The following is a 22,257-nucleotide window of genomic DNA, read 5'->3' on the forward strand; positions in this document are numbered from 1 at the left end:
CTTTATTCACCGCCGCCTGCCGGCGCGCCGCTCTCGGCCCCCAGCACCACTACCCTGTCGGCCGAGTCGATGGTCGACTTTCTGTGGGCGACGATCACGCGCGTAATATTCAGCGAAGATATCGCCCGGTTGATCGCCGACTCATTCTCAACGTCCAGATGGCTGGTCGCTTCATCCATAAACAGCACGCTCGGGCGGCGATAGAGGGCGCGCGCGATAAACAAACGTTGCTTTTGCCCGCCGGAGATGCCGTTGCCCAACTCGCCGATCAGGGTTTCGTAGCCCATCGGCATCTGCATGATTTCATCGTGGATATTGCTGTGTATCGCGCAGGCCATGATCAGCTCTTTATTGGCATTGACCTCAAACCCGCTGATGTTTTCCGCAATGGACCCGGAGAACAGCCGGTCGTCCTGCAGCACGCAGGCGATCGCGTTACGGTAGTTATTCACCCCGACTTTATGGATATCCATCGCGTCGGCCAAAACCTGGCCGGAAGTGGGGCTGAGCAAACCGCACATCACCTTCAGCAAGGTGGTCTTGCCCGCGCCGGAGGCGCCCACGACGGCCACGCTTTCGCCGGCCGCAATGCGCATGTTCAGGTCTTTGAAGATCGGCCGCGACAGCGCGTCATATTGATACGTAAGATTTTTTACCTCAATGGCAATCCCCGTGCCCGAGGGGAAAACCTGTCGCGGCGCGGACTCCGTCTCCGCATCGGTAAAGACGATGTCGGATATCCTCTCATTGTGCAGCGACAGCATGCGCAAGCCGATCGCCAGGTCGATCAGGCTCGAGGCCCGCTGAGAGAACTGGCCGCGATAGGCATTGAACGCCATGAACATGCCGAGTGTCATGGAATTGTCGATGACCATCATGGCGCCAAGCCACAGGATCGCCACCTGATCGAGCGTCGTGATAAAGGTATTGATCCCGCCGAACATCATATTGAATCGGGTGATTTTGATATTGGTATTGGCGGCGTCGACGTTCAGATTGAGCCAATAGCTGGAGCGCGTTTCCTTGATGCCCAGCGCCTTGACGGTCGAGATGCCGTACAGCGTCTCCATGAAATGCGAGTTGGCCTTGGCCGCCTTGACGATCTGCTCCTCCGAGAATTGACGGTAGGTTCTGTAAGTCATCATCCTGATGAGGATGTAGATCAGAGTGAAGCCCGCCACGACCCAGACCAGCCAGCCGCCGTAGACCATCATCATCGCGAACAGCCCGACCGTCATGATGCCGTCGATGATCCCGCTGACGATATTATTGGTAAAGGTGGTTCTGATCGCATCCAGCGAGGAAAAGCGCGATTGAATGTCCCCCAGGTGCCGTTTCTCGAAAAAATCCAGCGGCAGCTTCATCAGGTGTTCAAACAGCGTCGTCTTCCACTGAATATCGGTCAGCGTCCCGAGCACGATGGAGATCCAGGCCCTGGCGATACTGACCACCGCGCGGAACAAGGTGAAGAAGATCAGCCCCAAACAGATGACCGTCAGCAGGCTGTAGTCATGCGCCTGAATGACATGGTCGGTCACCAGTTGCGTTCCCACCGGCAGCAGCAGGTTGACCGATTCGATGACTATCGATAACGCAAAGATCTTGAGCAGCGTCCCCGGCAGGCCCTCGATGTTTTTCATCAAATCCAGCAGGCGCAAACGGGTCTTGAGGGTCTCTTTTTGAAAGGCCCTGTCGGGCCACAGCTCCAACGCGATGCCGGTAAAGTGATTCGACATCTCCTGCAGCCCGATCACTCTGCGCCCGAAGGCCGGATCGTGAATGACAAAACCGGCGCGCTGCACCTTAACCAACACCACGAAGTGATTCATATTCCAGTGCAGTATGCAGGGCGTTTTCAGCTGATTGATTTCGTCGATGTCCAAGGACAAGGCGCGCGTCTTCAGCTGGATTTGCGACGCGATTTGAGAGATCGTCCCCAGGGTCGCGCCCTGGGTGGAAATGCCGAATCGCTGCCGCAGGCTCAGCATATCCACATTAAACCCGTAATAGGAGGCGATCATGGCGAGGCACGCCAGGCCGCATTCCGATGACTCCGACTGCAAGATGCTCGGCACCCGCTTGCGCAGTGAGAATGTTAACTTCTCGTTGATCCGTTCAAAGAGATTATTGTCCTTCATCGACTCGCCCCACGACGCTGTTTTTTATGTCATACAAAGGCGCGATCGCCCACTGATAAAGCGGTTTCTTATCCAGGAAGACGATGACCCTGGCCTGCAGCCCGCTGCTGATTTCGAGATATTTGCCTTTATCGCTGAATTGCGTGTCGCTGATGGACGCCAGCACTTTGTAGTAGGCGTTCCTTTCCCTTTTATTTCCGCTGCTGTATTCCGACATTTCCTGTGGGGAGGCGGGGACCGACGAGATGGATTCTATTTTTCCCGGAAACTGACCGAATTTATCCGACGGGAAGGCTTCATAGCGAATGTTGATGCCATCGCCGATTTTCACGTAGGGCAAACTGTTATTCGGCAGCCATAAAACCAGATAATATTTGATGTTATCAATCGGTTTGATTTGCGCCAGACTGCTGCCGCTCTCGACCACCTGCCCGGCGGTCACGCTCAGCGACTCGATTTTCCCCTTGAGCGGCGCTTTGATAATGACCTGGCCGCCGGCATTGGACTCCGCCAGCTGGCGTTGTAAATCACTGCGTTGCGATTCGCTTTGCGATATCTGATTGTCGTAATCGGCGGCGCGAATCAGCAAATCGCTGCGCAACTGCGACAGTTGAATATTTTGCTGGATCTTTTGGCTGTAGAGCGCCTGATACGAGCTTTGCTGTTGTTGAAAGAGCGAGCGCTGATAATTTAACTGATCTTTGGTGATCAGGCCTTTCGTCAAATAGTGTTCGTAATTTTTCAGGCTATCGCGCATTTTATCCATCCCCTCTTTGGCGCTGAGGTTCAGTTTCTCGGTTTCTTTATAGGCGTTTTCATAGCTATTGATCTGTTTGCGCAAATTATCCAGCATGGCGGTTTTATTTTTATTCAGCTTGCTGATTATCGAATCCAGATTGCTAATCTGTTTGCTTATTTCGCTGGCCGCGATATGGCTGACATTGCCGGACGTGGTGCTTCTCGAGACATCAATCACATACAGCGGTTCGTCCTTTTCCACGACGTCACCGGCTTTATGGAATGCCTGGCTCACGTAACCGTATTGGGAGGAAAACACATTGGTGGAATGCGGGATGCTGATCACCTCGCCTTCAACATCGACCCGGCGCGTGTACTCGCAAAAATAGAGTGCGCCCGCCAGGATCAGAATAAAAGTGAAACAGGTGGCGGCAATCACATGGCTCGACGCGCCGGAAATTAACAGCGCCCTGCCGGTCCATCTTTGACGTTGATAATTGACCGCCTCCTGGCGGAAAATATTCCTGCTCTTATTATCACTCATAGGAAGAACCTGCGCTTGCCTGACCGGGAGACAGCCGCAGCGAGAACGCTGCGGCTTTGGACCGCGTATGGATTTAGCTGATGGTGCCGTTAATCAGCCCATCGAGGCCTTTTTTGGAGTATTCCAGCGTGGTGTCCCAGCCAATAACGGCTGCGGCCACGCCGCTGGCTACGCCGCCCAGGATGCCGCCGGCGACCATGCCGACGCCCTGGCCAATCGAGCCGACGCCCAGCAGGCCGCCGCCGTCGCCACCGTGCTTACCGCCGATGACGGCGCCCGCCATACTGCCCACGGAGGCGCCCAGAGCGATGGATGAAACGGCTTCCGCGGCATTGGAGACGGCGCTGCCAATCAGCCCCGACAGTCCATTGCTCATATCCCAGGAATAAGCGCCTGACACTTCATTCATTTCGATAACAGACAGTTCTTTCATTGGTTAATCTCCATATTTAAACGGACAAACACTGCCATACATGCGTGTTGTCATTGCATTGGCATCGGCCTGCAGCGCCTGATGCCACCAATAATGTCGCGCGAACAGACGACATTATATTTTTAATAGGGGTCTCTTTAATTCTGCGTAATGGTGAATGTCATCACCGCGTCGGCCTGTCCGGGGCTAATGGCTCCCGTTTGCTTATAGCGCGCCATCAAGGGGATCCTGATCTCTTTTTCAGCCGCGGTGTGGTAATTGATCGGTCTGGAAAACGTTAATGGATTACGGTTCTCATCCAACACTTCCACGGCGACGCCCTTCGCCGCATCGGCGCCGTCGGCGATATCAATCATTCCCACGCCTGGCGAATTTCCGGCCGCCTCGAACGTGACCTGAACCGGAATATTGTCCTCCTGACATTGCAGAACCACGGAAAAATTGCGTTCGGAAGACGCCGCCGTGCTGCCGACGCCGTTAAACTCGCTGCGTTTAGGGCTGCCCAGATTTACCGTTTGATTTTTATAGTTCAAATCAACCAGGCAACTTTTCTGAATGACCTTCATGCCGGAAATACTGATATCCAAAATGGAGGTCGAATCCAGATAATATCTGGCGATAATTTTCCCGCCCATATCGCCGCCGGTTTTGATCGGGCCGGTTTTAATAAACGTCAGCCGAACATCGTTTCGATTGATCCACGGCGTCAGCAAGTTGGGCGAAATCGCCGTGTTGACGGGCACGTTCTTATTGCTCTGCCATAAGTCTGAAATCGTCACCCCCACGCCCTCGATGCCCGTTTCAAATACGCCGGGCAGCGCGCTCGGCGTCAGCGGCGACATGGAGCGATAGGCGACCGAACCGGAACAAAGAAAAGAAAACGTCGTGCCGTTAATGCTGTTCTCCGTTCGAACAGCCAACTGCTCGCCGACTTCAATGCGCGGATCCACGGCCAGCGTCAGCAACCCCATACGGGCGGTTTTCGCGTTGGTGGTACAGGTGCCGGCATAAACCGCCGTCGTGAGCGTCGCCAGCCACACCAGGGCGCCGTAACCGAATATCCTGAGAAAAACGTTCATTTTCACTCTCACTTAAAAGTCATGATGGAAATAGAGCGAGATCTATTGGCAAACGCCGTTTAGGGTTTGGAGACCCGCTGACGGCGGCTCCGCCGGCAACTGGTAACGGATGCGGCATTGGTTCTCGCCATTCCTGCCCCACTGCGCGATGAGCAGACCCTTTTCCGCCATGCCGGTCAGATAAACCACGCCGTCGCCGCCGACCAGGAACGGCTGAGTCGCCCCCTCGGCAAGACGCAGGCTGGCGCCCAGCGGCAGGGGTGCCCCCTGCGAGTCCGTCACCTTCATCAAAATCCGTCTGCCGACGTTGGCTTTGAAATTCGCCCGGCTCACCGCGCCGCGAGTCGGCGTGACCGACTGGTTCGTCAACTCGAGATCGACATCATCCGGCAAGCTGTCGACATCGAGGCGAATCGAATTGTTGCGATAAGGCGTGGCGTAAGGAACGATCGCGTAGCCGCGCCAGTCGGTTTTCACCCCGACCTGATTGCCGACCGCCACATCGCTCGCGCCGGCCGCCTGTACCAGGGCGACGGTTTCGCCGAACGGTTGACCGAAGGTCACACCGTCTTCATGGGCGATCACCCCGCCCTTCACCCCGTAGTTGACGCGCTGTTGACTGCGATCGTAGGCATAGCCCGCCGTGAGTTCGCCGTACGTCGCGCGCCAGTCGGCGTTGGCGTTGCCGCTGTTGCCCTGGCCCTGGCTGCCATACCCTTCCTGTACGCTCCAGCTGAGGTTGCCGCCGGCCAGCGCCGTGCCGTTGAGGCCCGCCGTATGGCTGGTATTGCCTTTTTTGCTGGTGTTGAGGTTGTAGGTGGCGTAGGTGTTGCTCAGCCATTTCTCTAATGGCACGCTGATGTTGAAAGCGAAGATCTGATCGCGATCGTAAATGCGCCCGCGGTTCGAATCGCCGTAAATAGCCTGTGAATTCCGGCTGTAGCTGTAGTTAAAACCGTAGCTGATGCCATTCCAGCTATTGTTGTAACCCGCGCTCAGCGACTGCATATTGCGCTCGGAGCCCCAATAGTCTTCGGAGACCGCGCTGAGTGAAAGCGACCCCGCCCCTTCCCATAAATTCTGGTTCAGCGTGATTTCGCCGCGATTTTTGCGGCGGTCTATCGGGGCGTAACGGTTGCCGCTGCGATAGGTGTCCAGCACTTCCTGCAGCCCATAGTAGCCGCTGGTCGAATAGCGGTAGCCGGCGATGGCGAAGTTCGTCCCCGTCTCGACGATATTTTTGCTGTACCGCACGCGCCATGACTGACCATCGCTTTTCGGTTGATGCTCCTGCTTTGCCCACGCCTGGGTGACGTCGGCCGACAGGGCGCCGAACTCGCCCAGGTTCTTGCCCAGACCCAATGCCAGCGATTGATACGGCCCGGCGAATTGGCCGCCGCCATACAGGGTGAAACCGGCGGGCAAGCCATAAATCAGGCTGGCCTGCGAGAAGATCTTTTTATCTACGCTGTGATCGTAAGTGCGGTATTGCCCCGAGGTCAGCGCATATTTCAGCCGCCCTTCGCGTTGCAGCACCGGCAGGCTGGCGAAGGGAACGGTCAGGTGCTGTTCGCTGCCGTCCGCCTCCTTGATAGTCACCTCCAAATCGCCGCTGCCGCCGGTCGGGTACATGTCCGAAATTTCAAACGCGCCCGGCGCAACGTAACTCTGGTAGATGACATAGCCGTTTTGGCGAATGACCACTTGCGCATTGCTGCGCGCGATGCCGCGCACCACCGGCGCATAACCGCGCAGGCTTTCCGGCAACATGTCGTCATCGGAAGCCAGCTGCGCGCCGCGAAACGATACGCTGTCAAACACATCGGACGGGCTGCTGCTTTCGCCGAGCGTCAGCAAGCTTTTCAGGCGGATGATATTGCGCTGGGCGTAGGTATAGACGGAGTCCCAACGATCCTCCGACGCTCGCCCGCCGCCGGCGCTGTTGTAGCTCCAGGTGGTGTAGTTCCGCACTCGCCAGGCGCCCAGGTTGAAGCCCGGCCGCAGGTTAAGGTAATAACTGCTTGCGCTCTGGGTGAATCGATCGCGCCCCTTGCTGTTGCTGCCGGTGAAGCCATAGTTCAGCAGCATCGCCGGCAGGCCTTCATCCCATTGTTCCGGCGGAACGTATCCGCGCACCTTATTTTCCAACGCCGCCTGGGGGATACTCAGCATCAGGCGTTGGCGGTTAAATTGAAATTGCGCCGAGGCCTGCGGGATCGCGGCCAAATTCGCGCAGCGATCGGCACCGGCCAAACCGGGAAACAGCTCAACTTTCACCCCAAGCCGTTTCAGATCTTCCCGCGTCAGACAAGGCTGCAGATCGGCCTTCTCGTCGCTGCCGGCCCGCAGAGCGAACGACACCTCGCGCGTTTCCAGCAGCATGTCGTTCACCCAAATATCGACCCGATACGTGCCGGGAACCTGCTGGCCATTTTCAAAAATCGACAGATCGACGTGCTGCTGACCTGAGCGCCCGGTTTCCAGCAACGCCGGATTAAAATAGTCACGAGAGAAGGCGGGATTAGCCATGTTGCCGCATACCGCCGTTGTTGCCGTGAATAAGGCTATGCGTTTCAGCCAAGCATCCCGCTTCGCTAATATACGCTTTTGAGTTATCATTCATTAGCTCCATTATTGAAATGTTTTATCCCTCTGTCTGCCTTCCCTTACAGATTAAATACCTGACTGATGTTCTTTCCCTGTGCCGCCATAATCATTAATTAATTTCCAGCTTACCGACGTTGCGCCCGCCACGGGCAATGCAAACATTTCGCTGCTCATCGGCGCGATATACGCCACCTCTTTCATTTCCCGCCCCCCGATGCGGACATAATGAAAGTTCATATAATAAGGCGTTGGGTTGGTGAGTTTTAATTCTGAACCGACACGCTGCCATTTCAGCTGCTGCGTCACTTCTTCGGGCACCTGGCGGAGCAGCGGCGCCGGCCGATAAATCAATTTAATGCGGGTCTTGACCGCTATTTGCAGCGTATTCGATTTACCCGCCTGGGTTGTTGAAGGAATGGATTTAATATTCATCCAATACAAGCTTTCTTTATCTTTCGGTAAGTCACCGCCCACTTTCACGATGCGCAGCATATTTTCCTGGTTGCCGTCCAGCCGAAATAAAGGCGGCGTAACGATAAACGCGATTTTATCCACCCCGCTTTGTTGATTCTCCAGCCAGGACTGAATCAAATACGGTTCTTTATCCGGATTCTCCACGCTGATTGACGCTTCTTTTTTTTCGCCGTTGAATATCACCCGCGTCCCGCCAATCACCACGCCAGCGTGAACCGTAGACGCAAACAATAAAATAATGAAAGCCGCTAAGGCGCCGTAGCGATTAAAACGCATAATATTATCTCCGAGGCAATACAGCCCGCTGTGAACCAGCGGGCAAGAAAATATTATCAGTTATAATTCAGCGTAAAGGTGGCGACGCTATTGGCTTTACCGGCGGTAACATCTGCCTGCGTGGAAATATAGCGGGCGGTAAAATCGAGGTTATTTTTCACGCCGCTGCCGGAAGCCAACGGATAAGCCGTCGACGCCGTGTAAAGCGGCAGAACACTGTTAGAAATATCAGACAGTTGGATACCGACGCCGGTAGCGACATCCGTTTCCTGGGTCAGCTGCAATACGTTGCTGTCGCCGTTATCGGCCGCGCCGTCGAACTTAACGGTGGCGCTTTTTACCGTATCCGGACAATCGGTGACTTCCAGCGTGAATTTTGTCGCGCTGGACGTTGATCCCTTGCCACCCGCAAATGCCGTTCGGGCCACATCACCCAAAACAACATTTAATGGATTACTCAAGTCATTCGTGACCTTGCACGCAGCATCGACAATATTCCCGGTAAAATTAACCTGACCATCTGCTGCCAGAGCAGGTAAAGCGCTTGAACACGCTGCCGCGACAAATGCCAACATAATCACTTTTTTTTCCATCATGGGTACTTCTCCTTTTGATTAGACAGACTTCAAAATATCCCCGCCACGGAGAACCCGGACAGGGAGAATAGGAGCTCCGCTCCTTTCACAGTTAATTATGCTTAGCTTTCCCCCTTTAGCAATACATAAAATCAATGTAAAGATGAGAAAAGATAATTACCCCAAATAGAATTGGCATCATTCTTAATTTTATTTTGAAAAAACCGCCAAATCGGCGTTTCTTGATTCAATCCTCTGGCCGCCAGGGAATTTATTCTCGCGCTATTCGAAGGCGCTTTCGCCAGATCCTCCTCATTTCCCCCTCAGCCGGAAATCGGGCGACATCGCCGTAAAATGAAAGCCGGGCGATAAAACTCGCCCTGAAATAAATGACATTTATATTACGAAAGGCATCACGACGCGGCGGCAGCGAGAGGAGCAGAGGAATAGGAAAAGCATGGCGATAACGGTTTATCGAACAGGAGGGAGAATAAAGCATTCGCCGTTCTTGAAACCGGCGCGGTCATGTGACAACGAGAAAATGGCGTTACGCAGAAATATTCTGTCTGGCGCCGTTCACTATTTCGAAAACAAGGCAACAATGCGCTCTGTCGCGCAGAATAACGCATTGCCGCCTTATTGTTTTTCGGCGCCGCTAATTAATCGTCATGGCGATAATCTTCCCCCAGCCCTCTGCCGGGTAGGGTTTCACACGCCAGGCCATCGCCCGCGGGAACGGCGGACGGATAGTTATCGTCAGGCGTGATAAAGACCGGCGTGGTCGCGATAAACCCATCGTTGAACACCGCCTCGATAAAGGTGGCCTCCCAGCCTTGCGCCGGGGCGGCCAGACGAAACTCGCCGCGATCGGCCTCCGCTGCGGCCAACGGCTCCGGGGTAAAGCGTACGCCGCACGAATAACGAAAATCTCGGGCCGTGCGGTTGTGCGCGCTCCAACGCCGCACGGTGGCCGGCGGTTCGGAAAAACGCAGCGTGCGCACCGCAGCATCCGCGGCGCTGCCTTGCACCTCGATCGTCGGCAACGCGATATCGCGCTGGCGGCGCTTGATCATCGCCAGTATGGCGCGTTCGGCGGCCGGCCGGCTTGCCGCGCGATCCCCATCGGCAATAGCGCGCAGCGAAGCCTCTCCCGGTGAGGCGCTGAAATAGAATCGCGTGCTGTCCGGCGGATAACGTTCGTCGCCGCTGGCGATGATGACATATTTCGCCGCCGCTGGCCGCTCTCCCGCCGTCGGCGGCGGATAAGCGGTGGGATCCGCTATTTGCATCAGTTTGTCGAACGCCGGCGTCTCTATGCGCCGATCGATGCCGAGTTGGTAATAAGGATGAAACGCCAACGGCCAACGGCCGCCATACGTACGATAGGTATGCTTCAAGACCTGCCGCGCCGCGACCCCATCCGGGAACATGGCGACGACGGCATCGATGCGCTCATCCGACAATGACGCCAGCCACGCCGCGGTTGCGCCGCTCGCCGCGCCCGCCACGATGAATTTATCTATCCCCCATCGGCTCAATTCGCGCTGCGCCAGCGTCATGGTTTGCGACAAGGCCGCCGTCATGGGGATCGCCAGCGGCATCATCAAGTACTCATCCGCATCGTCCAGGAACAATCGCCAGCCTCGGGCCTGGCTGTCCTCCCCCGCACGACGCCGCCCCTCATTTTGATATTCCAGGTACGGATAAGGCAGCCGGTTGACGACAATCACGATGGTGTGACTTTCCGCCGCCAAGGCCGCCGGCGTAGCGACGGAAAACGCCGCATTTTGCTTGCCTGGCCCGCTCGCCCCTGCGGCGGCGCAAGCGCAGTCATCGCTCATCAGCACCAACGCTTTACGGGCAAGCGCCCCGTTGGGGATATAAATATCCACATCGTGCCACCATTGCGTCGGCCGGATGGCGTCTTGCGGCGACCAGGATTGCGACATCAACCGATAATGGCGTATCGACACGTCATGGCCGTTATCCACGCCCTTTAACGAATATGACAGAGGCAATATGGCCAACTGATTGTTATAACAAGGAATAACGGTGTGCAAGGCGGGATGTTCGTCCGCAAAGCAGCGATCTTCCTCTGCCGCCATGGCCTGCCGCCCGCCGATTAAGGCCAGGCAAATCAGCGCGATGTATCCGATGCGTTTCAGCATTTTTTCCTCCCCCCTTTGTCCGTGGCAAATCCCTTTTACGCCGCCTGGCGGCAGGAAACCTTCCGCGCGCCTAGAGCACCTGATGAAAGCGTATCGGATAGCCAAAGCTGTCCTTTTCGAACGCCACGTCTCTGTCGTTCTCGCCCAGCAATAGGCTGTAAACGCCGTTTTCCTCATAACGGCTCATGGCGATATACAGCACCACCTCCCGATGGTCAGCGATCGTAAACTGTTTGCGCCTGGCGTTGATTTCCAAGGTAAACGCCACCACAGGATTGTTGTTCAGAAATACCGAGGTCTGCTGCATGGAGACGATCCTGCCCTGCGCTTTCTCGGTCACCTGAAAGGGCGTGGCGTCATTGGGGGCGCGTATATCCACCTTCTTTTGGATATAGATAAAGTTAAACACCGCCAACGCCACCGCCACGAACAGATTGATGACCATGATCAAGATGATTTTATTCGCCATGAACTCTCCCTTTGCCGTTCTTCCGGCTCCCGACATGAGCGAAGTAAAAGTGCCCTTGCGGGCACTTTTCATTAAGGGCCGGGCTTATGACGATTTACGGCCAAACAGCTGCGAGAAGGCGCTAATCCCGGCATCGATGACGGCGCCAATGCCCTCACCGAGTTTGGCGCCGGCGCCCGCCGCATCCGCGTGGATCCCGAATAGACCGGCACCGGCATCTACGATGGCGCCAATGCCATTGCCCAGGATTTTGCCGGCATCGGAAGCGATGCCTGCGCCGGAAACCGCCATGACTTCTGCTTCAGTCAGTTCTTTCATACTGTCTCCTTTGTATTTATCGACATGTTTAGTAATGAAAAAATGAAACCCTCACTGTTTGTTCACCTCCTTGTTAACTGCCCACGAAAGACCCTGTTGCCAATGCGTTCACCCGCGCGGCGGTGACAATGTCAGAACAGGCCGAACTCACGGCAGAGATAATCGGCGACGCCATTGCGGCTGTTGGGCAGCGCAATCGGGTTAAACGGCAGCGCGCGCTTCAATTCGCCCATGGCATTGCCCATCACCACCCCCGTTCCGGCCCAGCGCAGCATGTCCAAATCGTTCATCGCATCGCCGAAAGAGAGGCAATCGCGCATCGCTATCTGTTTGGCGCTCAGATAGTCGGCCACGCTTCTGGCCTTGGAAATATGCTTATCCATGATGTCTATCGTTTCCGCAGAGGACTTACAGATGGACAGCGTTTTTCCGAAAGCCTGACTGACCTCGTCGTAAAACCGCTCGATCAGCGCCGCTTCACCCTGCAGCAGCACTTTCAGGATCGGTTGCCGTTTCATCGCCTCCGGCTCGACATAGCGGCAAGCGACGCCCGAGGTTTTGATATAGTCGGCAAAATGCGGATTCTCTTCGGCCATCATCCATCCTTCCTGGGTGAACAACGTCACGTGGAGCGGACAGGCGAAGAGGTAATCCATCAACATCATTTGGCTGTCGCGAGGCAGGAAATAGCGTTTATCCGCCACCGGCCGCCCCTCGATATTGACCATCGCGCCATTGCAGGAGACGATCGCCGGCGAGAACCCCAAGCCATCCACAATCCCGCGCGCATCCGCATCGCAACGGCCTGTCGCGATGACGATTTCCAGCCCGCGGGCATGCAGGATATTGAGCGTTTCCACCGTCAGATCAGACAGATTCCCGGCAGGATCCAGCAAGGTTCCGTCAAGATCGCTCACGATCGCCCGGTATTTTATTTTGCCGTCGATAGCAAGCCACATATCACGCCTCCTCCGCCTGGATAATCCCGTCTTCGGTGCGGATTTCACTGTCGGGCGGAAGGTGGGCGATCGCGAGCGCAATGGCCTGAAAACGGCGTCCTACCGCAACGATGCTCTCCTGAGCTATCTCATGAGAATCATAAAACAGTGAAATGGCGAGCCGTTCCGCTTCGGGGAACAAGCACAGCACCGTCTGGTGGTTGCTGCCGCTGACGATATCCGTCACCCGGAACGTAAACGGCAAGCGCGGATCCTTCTGCGGTTGCGGCATGTTTTCAAACACAAACAGGCTGCCGAACGGCGAAGTGGGCACCCATTGTTCGTCGTAGCGGTTCAGTTCGGAAAAGGCGTACTTCTGCCTCAGCGTCTGGGAATCCGCGATATCGGCCAGCAACGCATAAATGGGCCGGCGGCGAATCGCCTGCAGGCGCAGCACCGGGCTGGCGACACACAGGCCAAACAGCGTCTGCACCTGCTCAATGTCCGCCGGGCGCTCGCTCATGGTCGTGCCGATCGCGATATCGTCACAGGCCAGCGCTTCGGCCAGCGCCAGCATCCAGGCCAGCTGCGTCAGTTGATTGACCGTGATCCCCTGGCGCCGGCAAAACGCGGTGAGGCTTGCCACCTGTTCCGCGGTGAATTCCGCGCCATATTGCCGCATACGTCGCCCCTGCGGCGCGGCATCCGGCGCAGCGCTCAACGGCAAACGTTGGTTGACCGGCGCTCCGCGCAAATAGTCCGTCCAGAACGCCTGCGCTTCGGGATCGTCGCCGTGCGCGCGCACATAAGCGGCGAACGGCTCAAATCGGTTAATTTCCAGCGCCGGCGCGCCCCCTTCCAGCAAGGTGAGGTAGTCGTTGAACCAGTGTTCGAACAGAACGCCGAGGGACCAACCGTCGAACAAGATATGGTTAAAGGTCTGCACCAAATAGTGCTCATCGGCGTTCAACTTGATCAGGCGCCAGCGGATCAACGGCGGCGCATCCAGCTCAAACGAGGTTTCTCGTTCCCGGGCCAACAGCGCTTCCATCCTTTCTTCCAGCGAGGACGGCGGCGCATCGGTCCAATCCTCGATCGCGATCGGCGCCTGCAGCGTCTCGCAGATGAAGACGTTGGGCCGCCCACGGCGGGTTTGATCGCCAAACCCGGCGCGCAGCATTTCAAAGCGCTGCAGCGCCAGCGACCAGGCCTGGTTCAACACCTCCGGCTGCAGTGGGCCGGCCACCTCATAAACGGCCTGATCGATCTGATACTCGTGGTTAAGCCGGTTGAAATACATCAGTTCCCGCTGCGTGACCGTAGCCTCGAAAACGGCGGCGATGCGATGACGTTGCTGCCAGTGGTCCAACTCGGCGAGGCTGACGTCGGCATGGGGGAAGTCCCCCGGGCTGGCGAGGCGAACGCCCTGGCTCGCCTCGTGGCAACAGTGTTCGACCAGCGCCGACACGCTCGCCCTATAGTGCGAACCGAGCCGGGCCAGCGTCGCCTGCGGCAATAAGCCCGACATCACGATGCTCAGCCGGTCGCCGTGCACGTAGAGCACCAGATCCAGCACATTGTCGCTCGCCGGCAGCGCGCCGTTTTCCAGATCCGCCGTTTGGTCGATCAAGGCCCACAGGGCGTCGTCAGTCTGTTCGTTAAAGACGCCGAGATAGTTGAATGAAATGGCCGGCAAGCGGTGGCGCCGCAGACAGGCTATCGCTTCGTCGTCCGACGCTGAACCGTATTTCAGCGCCGAATAGCCGATGCCGTGATCCGGCATCTTTCTTAATGTGTCCTTGATGGCGCGCAGCGTGTGTTTTGGGCTCTGATGCGCGGTGATGCGCAAAGGCAGTAAGGCGGTGAACCAGCCGACGGTGTCGTCGAGCTGGATCTTATCGTCATTGATATCGCGGCCATGGTGTTCGAGCGTCAGGTAACTGTCCGCACGGCCATGCCAGGCCTGCAGCACCGGCGCCAGCGCCGCCAGCAACACCTCGCGGGTCGAGGTACGGTAGGCCTGATGACAGGTGTCCATCAACAGCGTCGTCAACGCCGCGTCGCACTCTAAGCGGCAAAACGCCGGACTCTGCGCCCCCTCGCTGAGCGTGGCGTAATCGGGTTGCCCGGCGATCATCGCCAACCAGTAAGCGCATTGGTCATGCCGGCTCGCCGCGTAGTGCCTTAACGTCTCGCCCCACTGCCGGTAGCTGGTGCCTTTCGCCGACAGCGATTCGCCCTGATGCAACCGTCGCATGTCTCTGACGATGATGCGCCAGGACACCACGTCGATGATCAGATGATGGAATGCGCAGAACATCAACGCGTAGCCGGGCGCGCTGCTGTCGAAAATGTAGACGAAGCGGCACAGCGGCCCTTCTACCGGATCAAACCCCGATTGCCATTGATGCAGAAGTTCGGCGCGGCTTTGGCGACAAAGCGCCAGGTCATAGTATCCCCATGAAGGGCCGCCGTCGGCCACCGACAGATAGCGCTGCGCGACCAGCGCGCCGGCATCGTCGGCGCTAAACCGCGCGCGCAGCATGTCATGGCGCGACGCCAGCCCGTTGACCAGATCGGCCACGCGCTCGGCGGACATCGGCGGCACCCGCACCAAAAAAGTCTGGTTGAAGAAGGCGCGATGTTGCGGCGGCTGCTCGTTGTACCAGCGCTGAATCGGCAACAATTCGAATTCGCCCTGCAGCTCGCCCTGTTCATTGAGCGGCGCAATCGCGTCCCGTTGCTGCAAAATACGCTTGGCCAGCGCCCGCGCATTCCGGGTTTCGAACACCGCACGCGAATTGCTGTGATAGCCCGACTTGCTCAATTCGCTGGTGAACACGATGCTTTGGATCGAATCGCCGCCCAGACGAAAGAAGTCGTCATCCACCCCAACCCGTTCAACGCCGAGGATCTCCGCCCACAGGGCGCAAATCAACGCCTCCAGCGCATTCTGCGGCGCGGCATATCGCTCGCTTTGCGCGAATTGCGGAGCGGGCAGCGCCGTGCGATCCAGCTTGCCGTTCACCGTCAGCGGTATCTCGTCGAGCGCGACATAGCTGGACGGCACCATGTAATCCGGCAGGATCCGCTCCAGCCGGGCGCGCAAATCGGCAGGATCCAGCGGCTCGCCCCGCGCCATCAGCACATAAGCGGCAAGGCGCTTGCTATCGCGATGGACGACATCCACCACGACGCATTTCTCGACGCCCTCCAGCGCATTGATCGTATTTTCTATTTCGCTGAGTTCAATTCTGAAACCGCGGATTTTCACCTGGCAATCGTTTCTGCCGAGATACTCCAGATTGCCGTCGCGCAACTCTCGCACCCGATCGCCGCTTTTATACAAGCGTCGCCCGTTCAGCGTAATGAAACGCTCTTGCGTCTGCTGCGGCTGGTTGAGATAGCCGCGCGCCAGCGCGTCTCCGCCGATATACAGCTCGCCGGCCAGCCCTGGCGGCAACGGCTGCAGCCAGCGATCCAGCACATGAAGTTCGCGCCCCGGTATGGCTCGCCCAATCGGGATGCTGCTGCGGGTTTCGTCCGCCGCGATGGCGTACATCGTGGTGAACGTGGTGCATTCCGTCGGGCCATAGCCATTGATGACCTGCTGCGGGCGGTTGGCTTGCCGCACCAGGCGCTGCATCAGCGTGGCGGTCAGCGCCTCCCCGCCCACCAGCAGACAGCGCAGCCCGGCGAACAGGTCGGGGTGACTGAGGTAAAGATGATCGAACAGGCTGCGCGTCGCCCACAGAATCGATACCTGCTGCCGACGCAGCAAGGCCTCCAGCTGCGGCACATCGCCGGCGATATCCTCCGTGTCGCGCACGACGACCAATTTGGCGCCGTTGAGCAATGCGCCCCACACCTCGAACGTCGCCGCATCGAACGCCGGGCTCGAGAGGAAGAGCAACACGTCATCGGGCGTGACAGCGATGCCGGATGCGGTCGCCAACCCGCACATCGCGTGTTGCTCGAGCATCACGCCTTTCGGGATCCCCGTCGATCCCGAGGTATAGATCACCGCGCCGAGCCGGTCGGCGCCGGTGATGGCCGGCAGATTCTGCCGCTCGTGTGGCAGGCGGTTCAGATCGCCCAGCGTGAGGACGGACACGGCGTGCGGCATCATCGCCGCCAGCGCCTCGGCGGCCGACTGCAGGCTTTCCCCGGCGATGAGCACCGGCGCGCGCGTTTCTTCGAGAATATGCCGAATGCGCGCCTGAGGATAATTGCAGGAGAGCGGCACATAGGCCGCACCGGTTTTGAGCACCGCCAGCAGCGCCACCACCATTTCCAGGCTTTTCTCGCTGTACAGCGCAATCAGCGTGTCCGCCTGAGGGGCGCCCCCGGTCAGCGCTTGGTAGCGGAGCGTAATTTCGCGCGCCAGGCTATTCGCCATGCCGTTCAGCTCACGGTAGCTGACATGCAGCCCCTCAAACTCCAGCGCAATCTTATCCGGATAACGCAGCGCGATCGCCTCAAACCGGGCGCTGAGGGTTTCTCTCGGCAACGACGGGACCGCGTCGTCATCTGGCGGCATGTCGGCGGCGGGATAAAAGGCGAGGTGGCGTAAAGGCGCGTCAGGCGCGCGCATCGCCGCTTGCATCAAACGCATGAAATGTTCCGCGCAGTCGCGCATGTCATCTTCGTCAAACATGTCCTGACGAAAACGCAGCCGGAACTGCAAGGCATCGCTGTCGGCCCGATCCTCATATTCCAGGGAAAGCGACGCGCTGGCCATATCGTGGTTGGCTTCAAACAACGGCGAAGTGGCGCAATCGGCCAGCGCCAATGCCGCATCACGCAGGTTGGTTTGGGCAAAGGAAATCGGCATCGCGCGGATACCCAGCGCCTGCACCACCTGTTGCGTGGGCAGTTGGTTAAACCGTTGGCGCGAGTGCGGCGCCGCGGCGGTAATAAACGCCAGCGCGCGTTGATAAACGGCGGCGAAGCCTTCGCCGTCACGCAGCGCGAGGGGCATCACGCTGGTGTTGACATGCCCGCCAAGCGCAAATCTTTGCCCCTTTTTTATCGACACCGGATAGCTGATATAGACCGTTTCCTGATTGCCGCTGCGCGCCATCAAGATGCCCCACAGCACCAGCAACGCCAGAAAGTCATTCATTCGCCGTATTCCCGCGCTCTGCTTCAGCGCTTTCCATTGCGCTTTGGGCACCTGGAAACGCAGCTCGGCCGCCTCATCGTTTCGCACGGCGCCGCTTTTCTCAAAGGGCACGTCTATCGCGCCCAAATTTGCCGCTTCGGCCCGCCAGTGCGCCAGCGCTCCATCGGCGGCCAGTTGTTCCACCTCGCGCTGCAGCTGCCGGTTGATGGCGGCAATCTCGGCCGCCTCGAGGCGGGTCGATAGCCGCTGTTGACCATAGTACTGGCTCACCAATGAGAAAAACTCGTCGGAAGACGCGCCGTCGATCACCAGATGATGGCCCACCAGCGCCAGGGTATAGCGCCCCGGCCCCTCGGCGAAAAGCGCCCAACGATAAAGCGGCCCGCGGTAAATGTCGAAGGGCTGGCGAATCACTTGGGTCAGCAGCGTGCGGTCCGTGTAATGCTGCAAAGGATGGATTGCGTCATTGCGACGCCAATACAGTTCGCCATTCCGTTCATGAATATGGCTGTTCAGCAGGACATGATCTTGCACCAGCGCATTCAGCGCAGCTTGTAATCTGATGGGATCCAGCGCGCCCTCAATACGCTGCAGCACCAATACGTTGTAATTACAGCCCTCTGGATGGCGGTCATATTCATCGATAAAAACTTTTGAATAGGGTGATACAGGAATCTCTTCCATGACAAACACTCCATTTAGAATACACGTGCCCTGCTTAACGGCGATCCATGCGGCATACCCAAACCTCTTTCGGCATCAGCTCGCTTATCTTTTCTGAGTAATAACCGATCAGCATGTTGATGCGCTTTTCTGCAATGACCTCCGCCGCCTGAGCGCAAATCGACTTGTAAAAACCAATAGGGATCATCACTTTGCAACGGCTATGCAGGTGCCGACAAACGCCGATGGCCCAGGAAAAACACTCCCTGGAAGGATTGGAAATATCCAAAAGTTCGGCACACTCACTGGAACAGCCAATCACAGCGTAGAGATTGCCTTTATTGATATAATGAATTTTATGATACAGAGGATGTTTTTCAATATATTCAAATGCGCGATGATCTTTTTCTCGCCCCAGATTATTGATAAAGCTGGCCTGCCGCGCTTGGTCGCCCTCGGTAAAACGAAAGGCCATAAACTTATCAGGCTTTAAGGTTAATTCGACGAAGGGATAGATTTGCGTATTGGTCGTTAAATACTTTCTAAAAATCTTTTCATAAACCCTGATCTTCCTGTCATCGGAAAAGCAGATATCCGCCGCCACATCCGAACGCCTGGCCTGCAGGAAAAAATCTTTCAAGACGGTGGAAGATTTGACCTGACGGTGGATCCCAAGATCGCCAAGCATATTGACATCAAAAGACAATTCATTGATTTTAAAAGGATAAAAACTGGATACAAACATCCCGAGATAACGTTCTTGATCCTTGTAAAATATGCCTGTTTTTTCCATCGGCGCCCCACAATGCGGATCGAGCAAATGCTTCCAGTGCAGGAAACGCTCCCCGCCCAAATCTCTGCCATAAAGCTCCTGCAATAATTTGAAATGATTATGAGAAACCGCTTCTCTCACAAAGACAGCCATGTTTTATCTCCCTATAAAACCGATTCCATGCCGGGCGGAAATCAATAAAAGATGACCGCTCAGCGCCGCTGATAATACGGCGCCGGACCGTTCGCGTCCTTTCCCTGATTAACAAGAGTCGCTGTGCATTTTTAACCAGCGCAAGAATTCAATATTATTATCGATGTTCAGTTTTCTCATAGCCGAACGTTTATGAATACTCACCGTTTTCGGGCTGATGCCGAGCAACATCGCCGTTTGGTTTTGTGAATAGCCCAGATGGATTAAACGGCACACTTTCCCCTCGCTAAAGGTCAACTGGGTACGACAACGCGGGCAATAGCTTGAAACCAAACTATTTTTCTTGCGATAGCAGAACATGACCTTGTCCACGATCGCCGCCACGCTGTCTTTGCGCGTAATACTTCCGGCTTCCAAATTGCAATGAATTTTAGGGAATGTCTTTTTATGCTCCAATATTGAAAAATAGAGCGGAATAGAAGAAAAGTTGCCCTGCAAAAGCTGGGTATGACAAAAATTTATGGACACCCGCTTGTCCGGCGCCCTGAATATGATGTTGGCACGTTCTTCTCCCGTGATCTTGGCCTTAATGCCATTCGTGAGAAAACCTTCTTGCAAGGCAAGACTCAACCCCAGCTTGAAGAATTGATTTTTATCCACAATAGCGATATTGACGCGCTCCATTAACAAACCTCCCTTTTGACTACGCTTGCTCACTCTCCTTACTGCAATATCATTGCTGTGATTATTTTTTGTTTTAACGTGCTTTTTAATAAAAAAGCGTTATAGGCGAAGCAAAAAAGACCTTGCCTCGCAAAAGTGCATTTTATATATAGGGTTATATAAATCATCTGCCCTGGAGAGCATACAAAAGCAAGACGCGGTAAGCGGCCGCGCTTCGCAAGGGAAATTGTTATCGTAAGATATATTTATAAGGCATCATTGCCATCAGCATCACGGTGCTAAGATTTTTCTCTGATACGTTAATTTTACTCCAAGAGCGCAATATATCCAGATAAATATCGAAAAAACACATAATATAGAACATAACATTGCGCGACATTGATTGTTAAGAGAATCCGTTTATGCATTAGGAATTTACTTATGATAAAGGCAGGATAATGCTTTTTTCGCACGAGGCGGCGGGGTCATCGCAGACCCTATTAAACAGAGTATAACCATATTCATTTTATTGTAAAAAAATTGCATAAAAAAAAGCTACACTTTATGGCAGTAAGTGATTCCCGCCCTTTCATATCGACGGCAACAAAAAAGAAGAAGGCGAACCCATCGGCCGCCCGCGCAAGAAATGCCTGGTAGGAGTAACGATTTTTCAGGAGTGATGCGCAGCGCAGAAAGATAACGCGGCATCGTTGACGAGCGGGATGATTTATATTTTTTTTATCCTCATCAATTTTTTAGCCTCCAGGCAGGAAACCAATCCGAGGTGATCTTTTTTTAGCTGCTTGTCGCTCCCAAGAGGAAGAATGACTTTGAACGTTTGCAACTTACCGTGATTATTATAGATATCAAAGACTATCACCGGCGGGCCATAACCCAGGATCATGCAGTCTAAAAACCGCAGAACGGCGCAGCCCAATCGGCTCCTGGCCTCCCGGATGATTTTATCCGCAAGCTCATCATACCGGAAAGGTCTTTCCGGCGTCGTCAATACCTTCATAAGGTCTCCCTTCTGGTATATATCATTCCGATTTAAAATAATAACCTCATAAAACCGCCACCGTTCAAGGCGAGTGAGATATAAAAACCCAGGCTTCGGCAATATATAATCTAACGATGCAAAATCAATCTAACAAAAAACACAATAGTATAAAAAAACAGCGCGAGTTTTATTGAAAAAATGACCTGATTTGCAATAATTAAATTGCCTGAAGTAAAGGGCTAACTGAAAAAGGAGTTTCAATCATGAAAGAACTATCCGCAGTAGAAATTGAACAAGTTAACGGTGCTGGTTTTTTTGGTGACGTAGGCACACTGATTGGCAGTGCGGTAGGTACAGGTATTGATACCATTTCCGCGATTGCCGGTGTTAACCCGGATGCCAAAACCGTTGTCGGCACCATCGGTAAAGGTATTGGTCTGGCCGTCGATGCGCTGATTTCCAGCGGATTGCAGATCATCTCTAAACTGTAATAACAACTCATAATCATCCCTTCCTATTTTTTAATTCGCTTCATTTTAAGCACCTTCGCGGGTGCTTTTTTTTACATCAAAGAATCAAAAAATAGATAAGGTCAGAAAAACCAATATCCAAAAAAACAGGCTGGGTATCACCATGATAAAAAAACCCATGCGTTTATTGGCGTTTTTGAGCATCCAGTCATAGATCATCGCAACACTCCTTGTGAATACCAGGAGGCATTTCCGCCTCCCGGTATTTTATCCATCGAGTTTTTGATTACAGTTTCGGCACTTTGGAAAAGAAGTCCGCCATTTCGTGCGGGAACCCTTTCGCAATCGCCGGACGAAGATCGTCCATGGAAACATTAAAATCTTTCGGCTGCTCGCTCGTTTGCATTTTTTGGTGTGCGTTCACATTCGATTGCAAACCATTAAAAATGCCCTTCATATTGCCGAACATATCATCGCAAGATTTTGTCACATTACTCATGACCGACTTGGCCGCATCCGGCCCCGACATTTGAATATTGCTGACGCCTTGCATAAACGGTTGACTCAGCGACGATTGGGAATTGGTGCCCAAATTGCCGCCGGCCTTCATGGTTTCTAAAATTTTGGCTGGATCTAACATGTTTATCACCTCTT

The 22,257-nt window shown here is 55.2% G+C and carries 17 protein-coding genes; 1 reads left to right on the top strand and 16 read right to left on the bottom strand.

Features of this window, described 5'->3' with window-relative positions; genetic code table 11:
* Nucleotides 1–2: 2 nt before the first annotated feature.
* From ACP3TA_RS21455 to ACP3TA_RS21525, 15 genes are all read right to left on the bottom strand, one after another.
* Nucleotides 3–2,138, bottom strand: coding sequence for a peptidase domain-containing ABC transporter (locus ACP3TA_RS21455; RefSeq protein WP_004935271.1), 2,136 nt, complete (start codon nucleotides 2,136–2,138; stop codon nucleotides 3–5).
* Complete coding sequence (locus tag ACP3TA_RS21460; protein WP_004935276.1) at nucleotides 2,125–3,420, bottom strand: HlyD family secretion protein; 1,296 nt, start codon at nucleotides 3,418–3,420, stop codon at nucleotides 2,125–2,127. The genes ACP3TA_RS21455 and ACP3TA_RS21460 overlap by 14 nt, the downstream gene beginning before the upstream one ends.
* A gap of 73 nt (nucleotides 3,421–3,493) precedes the next feature.
* On the bottom strand, nucleotides 3,494–3,853 hold the full coding sequence (locus ACP3TA_RS21465) for a hypothetical protein (protein ID WP_004935280.1): 360 nt from the start codon (nucleotides 3,851–3,853) through the stop codon (nucleotides 3,494–3,496).
* Nucleotides 3,854–3,990: 137 nt separating this feature from the next.
* Entirely contained in the window at nucleotides 3,991–4,932 is a 942-nt protein-coding gene (locus ACP3TA_RS21470; protein ID WP_033643645.1) for a fimbrial protein, read from the bottom strand.
* Between the two features lie 42 nt (nucleotides 4,933–4,974).
* On the bottom strand, nucleotides 4,975–7,551 hold the full coding sequence (locus tag ACP3TA_RS21475; protein ID WP_033643646.1) for a fimbria/pilus outer membrane usher protein: 2,577 nt from the start codon (nucleotides 7,549–7,551) through the stop codon (nucleotides 4,975–4,977).
* A gap of 54 nt (nucleotides 7,552–7,605) precedes the next feature.
* Nucleotides 7,606–8,289 (bottom strand): fimbrial biogenesis chaperone, encoded by a 684-nt coding sequence (locus ACP3TA_RS21480; RefSeq protein WP_089194915.1) that lies wholly within the window; start codon nucleotides 8,287–8,289, stop codon nucleotides 7,606–7,608.
* A 56-nt stretch (nucleotides 8,290–8,345) separates the two neighbouring features.
* Nucleotides 8,346–8,885: a fimbrial protein gene (locus ACP3TA_RS21485; protein WP_004935293.1), complete on the bottom strand. Its 540-nt coding sequence runs from the start codon at nucleotides 8,883–8,885 to the stop codon at nucleotides 8,346–8,348.
* Between the two features lie 638 nt (nucleotides 8,886–9,523).
* Nucleotides 9,524–11,032 (bottom strand): PhoPQ-activated protein PqaA family protein, encoded by a 1,509-nt coding sequence (locus ACP3TA_RS21490; protein WP_108681381.1) that lies wholly within the window; start codon nucleotides 11,030–11,032, stop codon nucleotides 9,524–9,526.
* A gap of 70 nt (nucleotides 11,033–11,102) precedes the next feature.
* Entirely contained in the window at nucleotides 11,103–11,501 is a 399-nt protein-coding gene (locus ACP3TA_RS21495) for a hypothetical protein (protein ID WP_042784953.1), read from the bottom strand.
* Nucleotides 11,502–11,585: 84 nt separating this feature from the next.
* Nucleotides 11,586–11,819 (bottom strand): hypothetical protein, encoded by a 234-nt coding sequence (locus tag ACP3TA_RS21500; protein ID WP_122003964.1) that lies wholly within the window; start codon nucleotides 11,817–11,819, stop codon nucleotides 11,586–11,588.
* Between the two features lie 131 nt (nucleotides 11,820–11,950).
* Complete coding sequence (locus ACP3TA_RS21505) at nucleotides 11,951–12,778, bottom strand: Cof-type HAD-IIB family hydrolase (RefSeq protein WP_033643650.1); 828 nt, start codon at nucleotides 12,776–12,778, stop codon at nucleotides 11,951–11,953.
* A 1-nt stretch (nucleotide 12,779) separates the two neighbouring features.
* Nucleotides 12,780–18,566, bottom strand: coding sequence for an amino acid adenylation domain-containing protein (locus ACP3TA_RS21510; RefSeq protein ID WP_426784427.1), 5,787 nt, complete (start codon nucleotides 18,564–18,566; stop codon nucleotides 12,780–12,782).
* A 34-nt stretch (nucleotides 18,567–18,600) separates the two neighbouring features.
* Entirely contained in the window at nucleotides 18,601–19,470 is an 870-nt protein-coding gene (locus ACP3TA_RS21515; protein ID WP_046687385.1) for a hypothetical protein, read from the bottom strand.
* 108 nt (nucleotides 19,471–19,578) lie between these two features.
* Nucleotides 19,579–20,154, bottom strand: a complete 576-nt coding sequence (locus ACP3TA_RS21520; RefSeq protein WP_004935315.1) for a helix-turn-helix transcriptional regulator — start codon at nucleotides 20,152–20,154, stop codon at nucleotides 19,579–19,581.
* 706 nt (nucleotides 20,155–20,860) lie between these two features.
* The gene (locus ACP3TA_RS21525) at nucleotides 20,861–21,151 is read right to left on the bottom strand and encodes a hypothetical protein (protein WP_004935318.1); all 291 of its coding nucleotides are present in this window, start codon (nucleotides 21,149–21,151) and stop codon (nucleotides 20,861–20,863) included.
* 245 nt (nucleotides 21,152–21,396) lie between these two features.
* On the opposite strand from ACP3TA_RS21525, the gene ACP3TA_RS21530 reads away from it, so the two are divergent.
* Nucleotides 21,397–21,624: a hypothetical protein gene (locus tag ACP3TA_RS21530; RefSeq protein WP_004935320.1), complete on the top strand. Its 228-nt coding sequence runs from the start codon at nucleotides 21,397–21,399 to the stop codon at nucleotides 21,622–21,624.
* Between the two features lie 265 nt (nucleotides 21,625–21,889).
* Here the strand turns inward: ACP3TA_RS21530 and ACP3TA_RS21535 are convergent, their stop codons facing one another.
* Complete coding sequence (locus ACP3TA_RS21535) at nucleotides 21,890–22,243, bottom strand: DUF6277 family protein (protein ID WP_033632662.1); 354 nt, start codon at nucleotides 22,241–22,243, stop codon at nucleotides 21,890–21,892.
* Nucleotides 22,244–22,257: the final 14 nt, after the last annotated feature.

Origin of the sequence: Serratia sp. 2C06 (genome assembly GCF_050037615.1) — a bacterium.
Lineage (GTDB): Bacteria > Pseudomonadota > Gammaproteobacteria > Enterobacterales > Enterobacteriaceae > Serratia > Serratia ureilytica.

Bases quoted from the DNA above. Each gene is read 5' to 3' on its own strand.
- ACP3TA_RS21455 (WP_004935271.1), bottom strand. From the start codon at position 2,138: ATGAAGGACAATAATCTCTTTGAACGGATCAACGAGAAGTTAACATTC.
- ACP3TA_RS21460 (WP_004935276.1), bottom strand. From the start codon at position 3,420: ATGAGTGATAATAAGAGCAGGAATATTTTCCGCCAGGAGGCGGTCAAT.
- ACP3TA_RS21465 (WP_004935280.1), bottom strand. From the start codon at position 3,853: ATGAAAGAACTGTCTGTTATCGAAATGAATGAAGTGTCAGGCGCTTAT.
- ACP3TA_RS21470 (WP_033643645.1), bottom strand. From the start codon at position 4,932: ATGAACGTTTTTCTCAGGATATTCGGTTACGGCGCCCTGGTGTGGCTG.
- ACP3TA_RS21475 (WP_033643646.1), bottom strand. From the start codon at position 7,551: ATGATAACTCAAAAGCGTATATTAGCGAAGCGGGATGCTTGGCTGAAA.
- ACP3TA_RS21480 (WP_089194915.1), bottom strand. From the start codon at position 8,289: ATGCGTTTTAATCGCTACGGCGCCTTAGCGGCTTTCATTATTTTATTG.
- ACP3TA_RS21485 (WP_004935293.1), bottom strand. From the start codon at position 8,885: ATGATGGAAAAAAAAGTGATTATGTTGGCATTTGTCGCGGCAGCGTGT.
- ACP3TA_RS21490 (WP_108681381.1), bottom strand. From the start codon at position 11,032: ATGCTGAAACGCATCGGATACATCGCGCTGATTTGCCTGGCCTTAATC.
- ACP3TA_RS21495 (WP_042784953.1), bottom strand. From the start codon at position 11,501: ATGGCGAATAAAATCATCTTGATCATGGTCATCAATCTGTTCGTGGCG.
- ACP3TA_RS21500 (WP_122003964.1), bottom strand. From the start codon at position 11,819: ATGAAAGAACTGACTGAAGCAGAAGTCATGGCGGTTTCCGGCGCAGGC.
- ACP3TA_RS21505 (WP_033643650.1), bottom strand. From the start codon at position 12,778: ATGTGGCTTGCTATCGACGGCAAAATAAAATACCGGGCGATCGTGAGC.
- ACP3TA_RS21510 (WP_426784427.1), bottom strand. From the start codon at position 18,566: ATGGAAGAGATTCCTGTATCACCCTATTCAAAAGTTTTTATCGATGAA.
- ACP3TA_RS21515 (WP_046687385.1), bottom strand. From the start codon at position 19,470: ATGGCTGTCTTTGTGAGAGAAGCGGTTTCTCATAATCATTTCAAATTA.
- ACP3TA_RS21520 (WP_004935315.1), bottom strand. From the start codon at position 20,154: ATGGAGCGCGTCAATATCGCTATTGTGGATAAAAATCAATTCTTCAAG.
- ACP3TA_RS21525 (WP_004935318.1), bottom strand. From the start codon at position 21,151: ATGAAGGTATTGACGACGCCGGAAAGACCTTTCCGGTATGATGAGCTT.
- ACP3TA_RS21530 (WP_004935320.1), top strand. From the start codon at position 21,397: ATGAAAGAACTATCCGCAGTAGAAATTGAACAAGTTAACGGTGCTGGT.
- ACP3TA_RS21535 (WP_033632662.1), bottom strand. From the start codon at position 22,243: ATGTTAGATCCAGCCAAAATTTTAGAAACCATGAAGGCCGGCGGCAAT.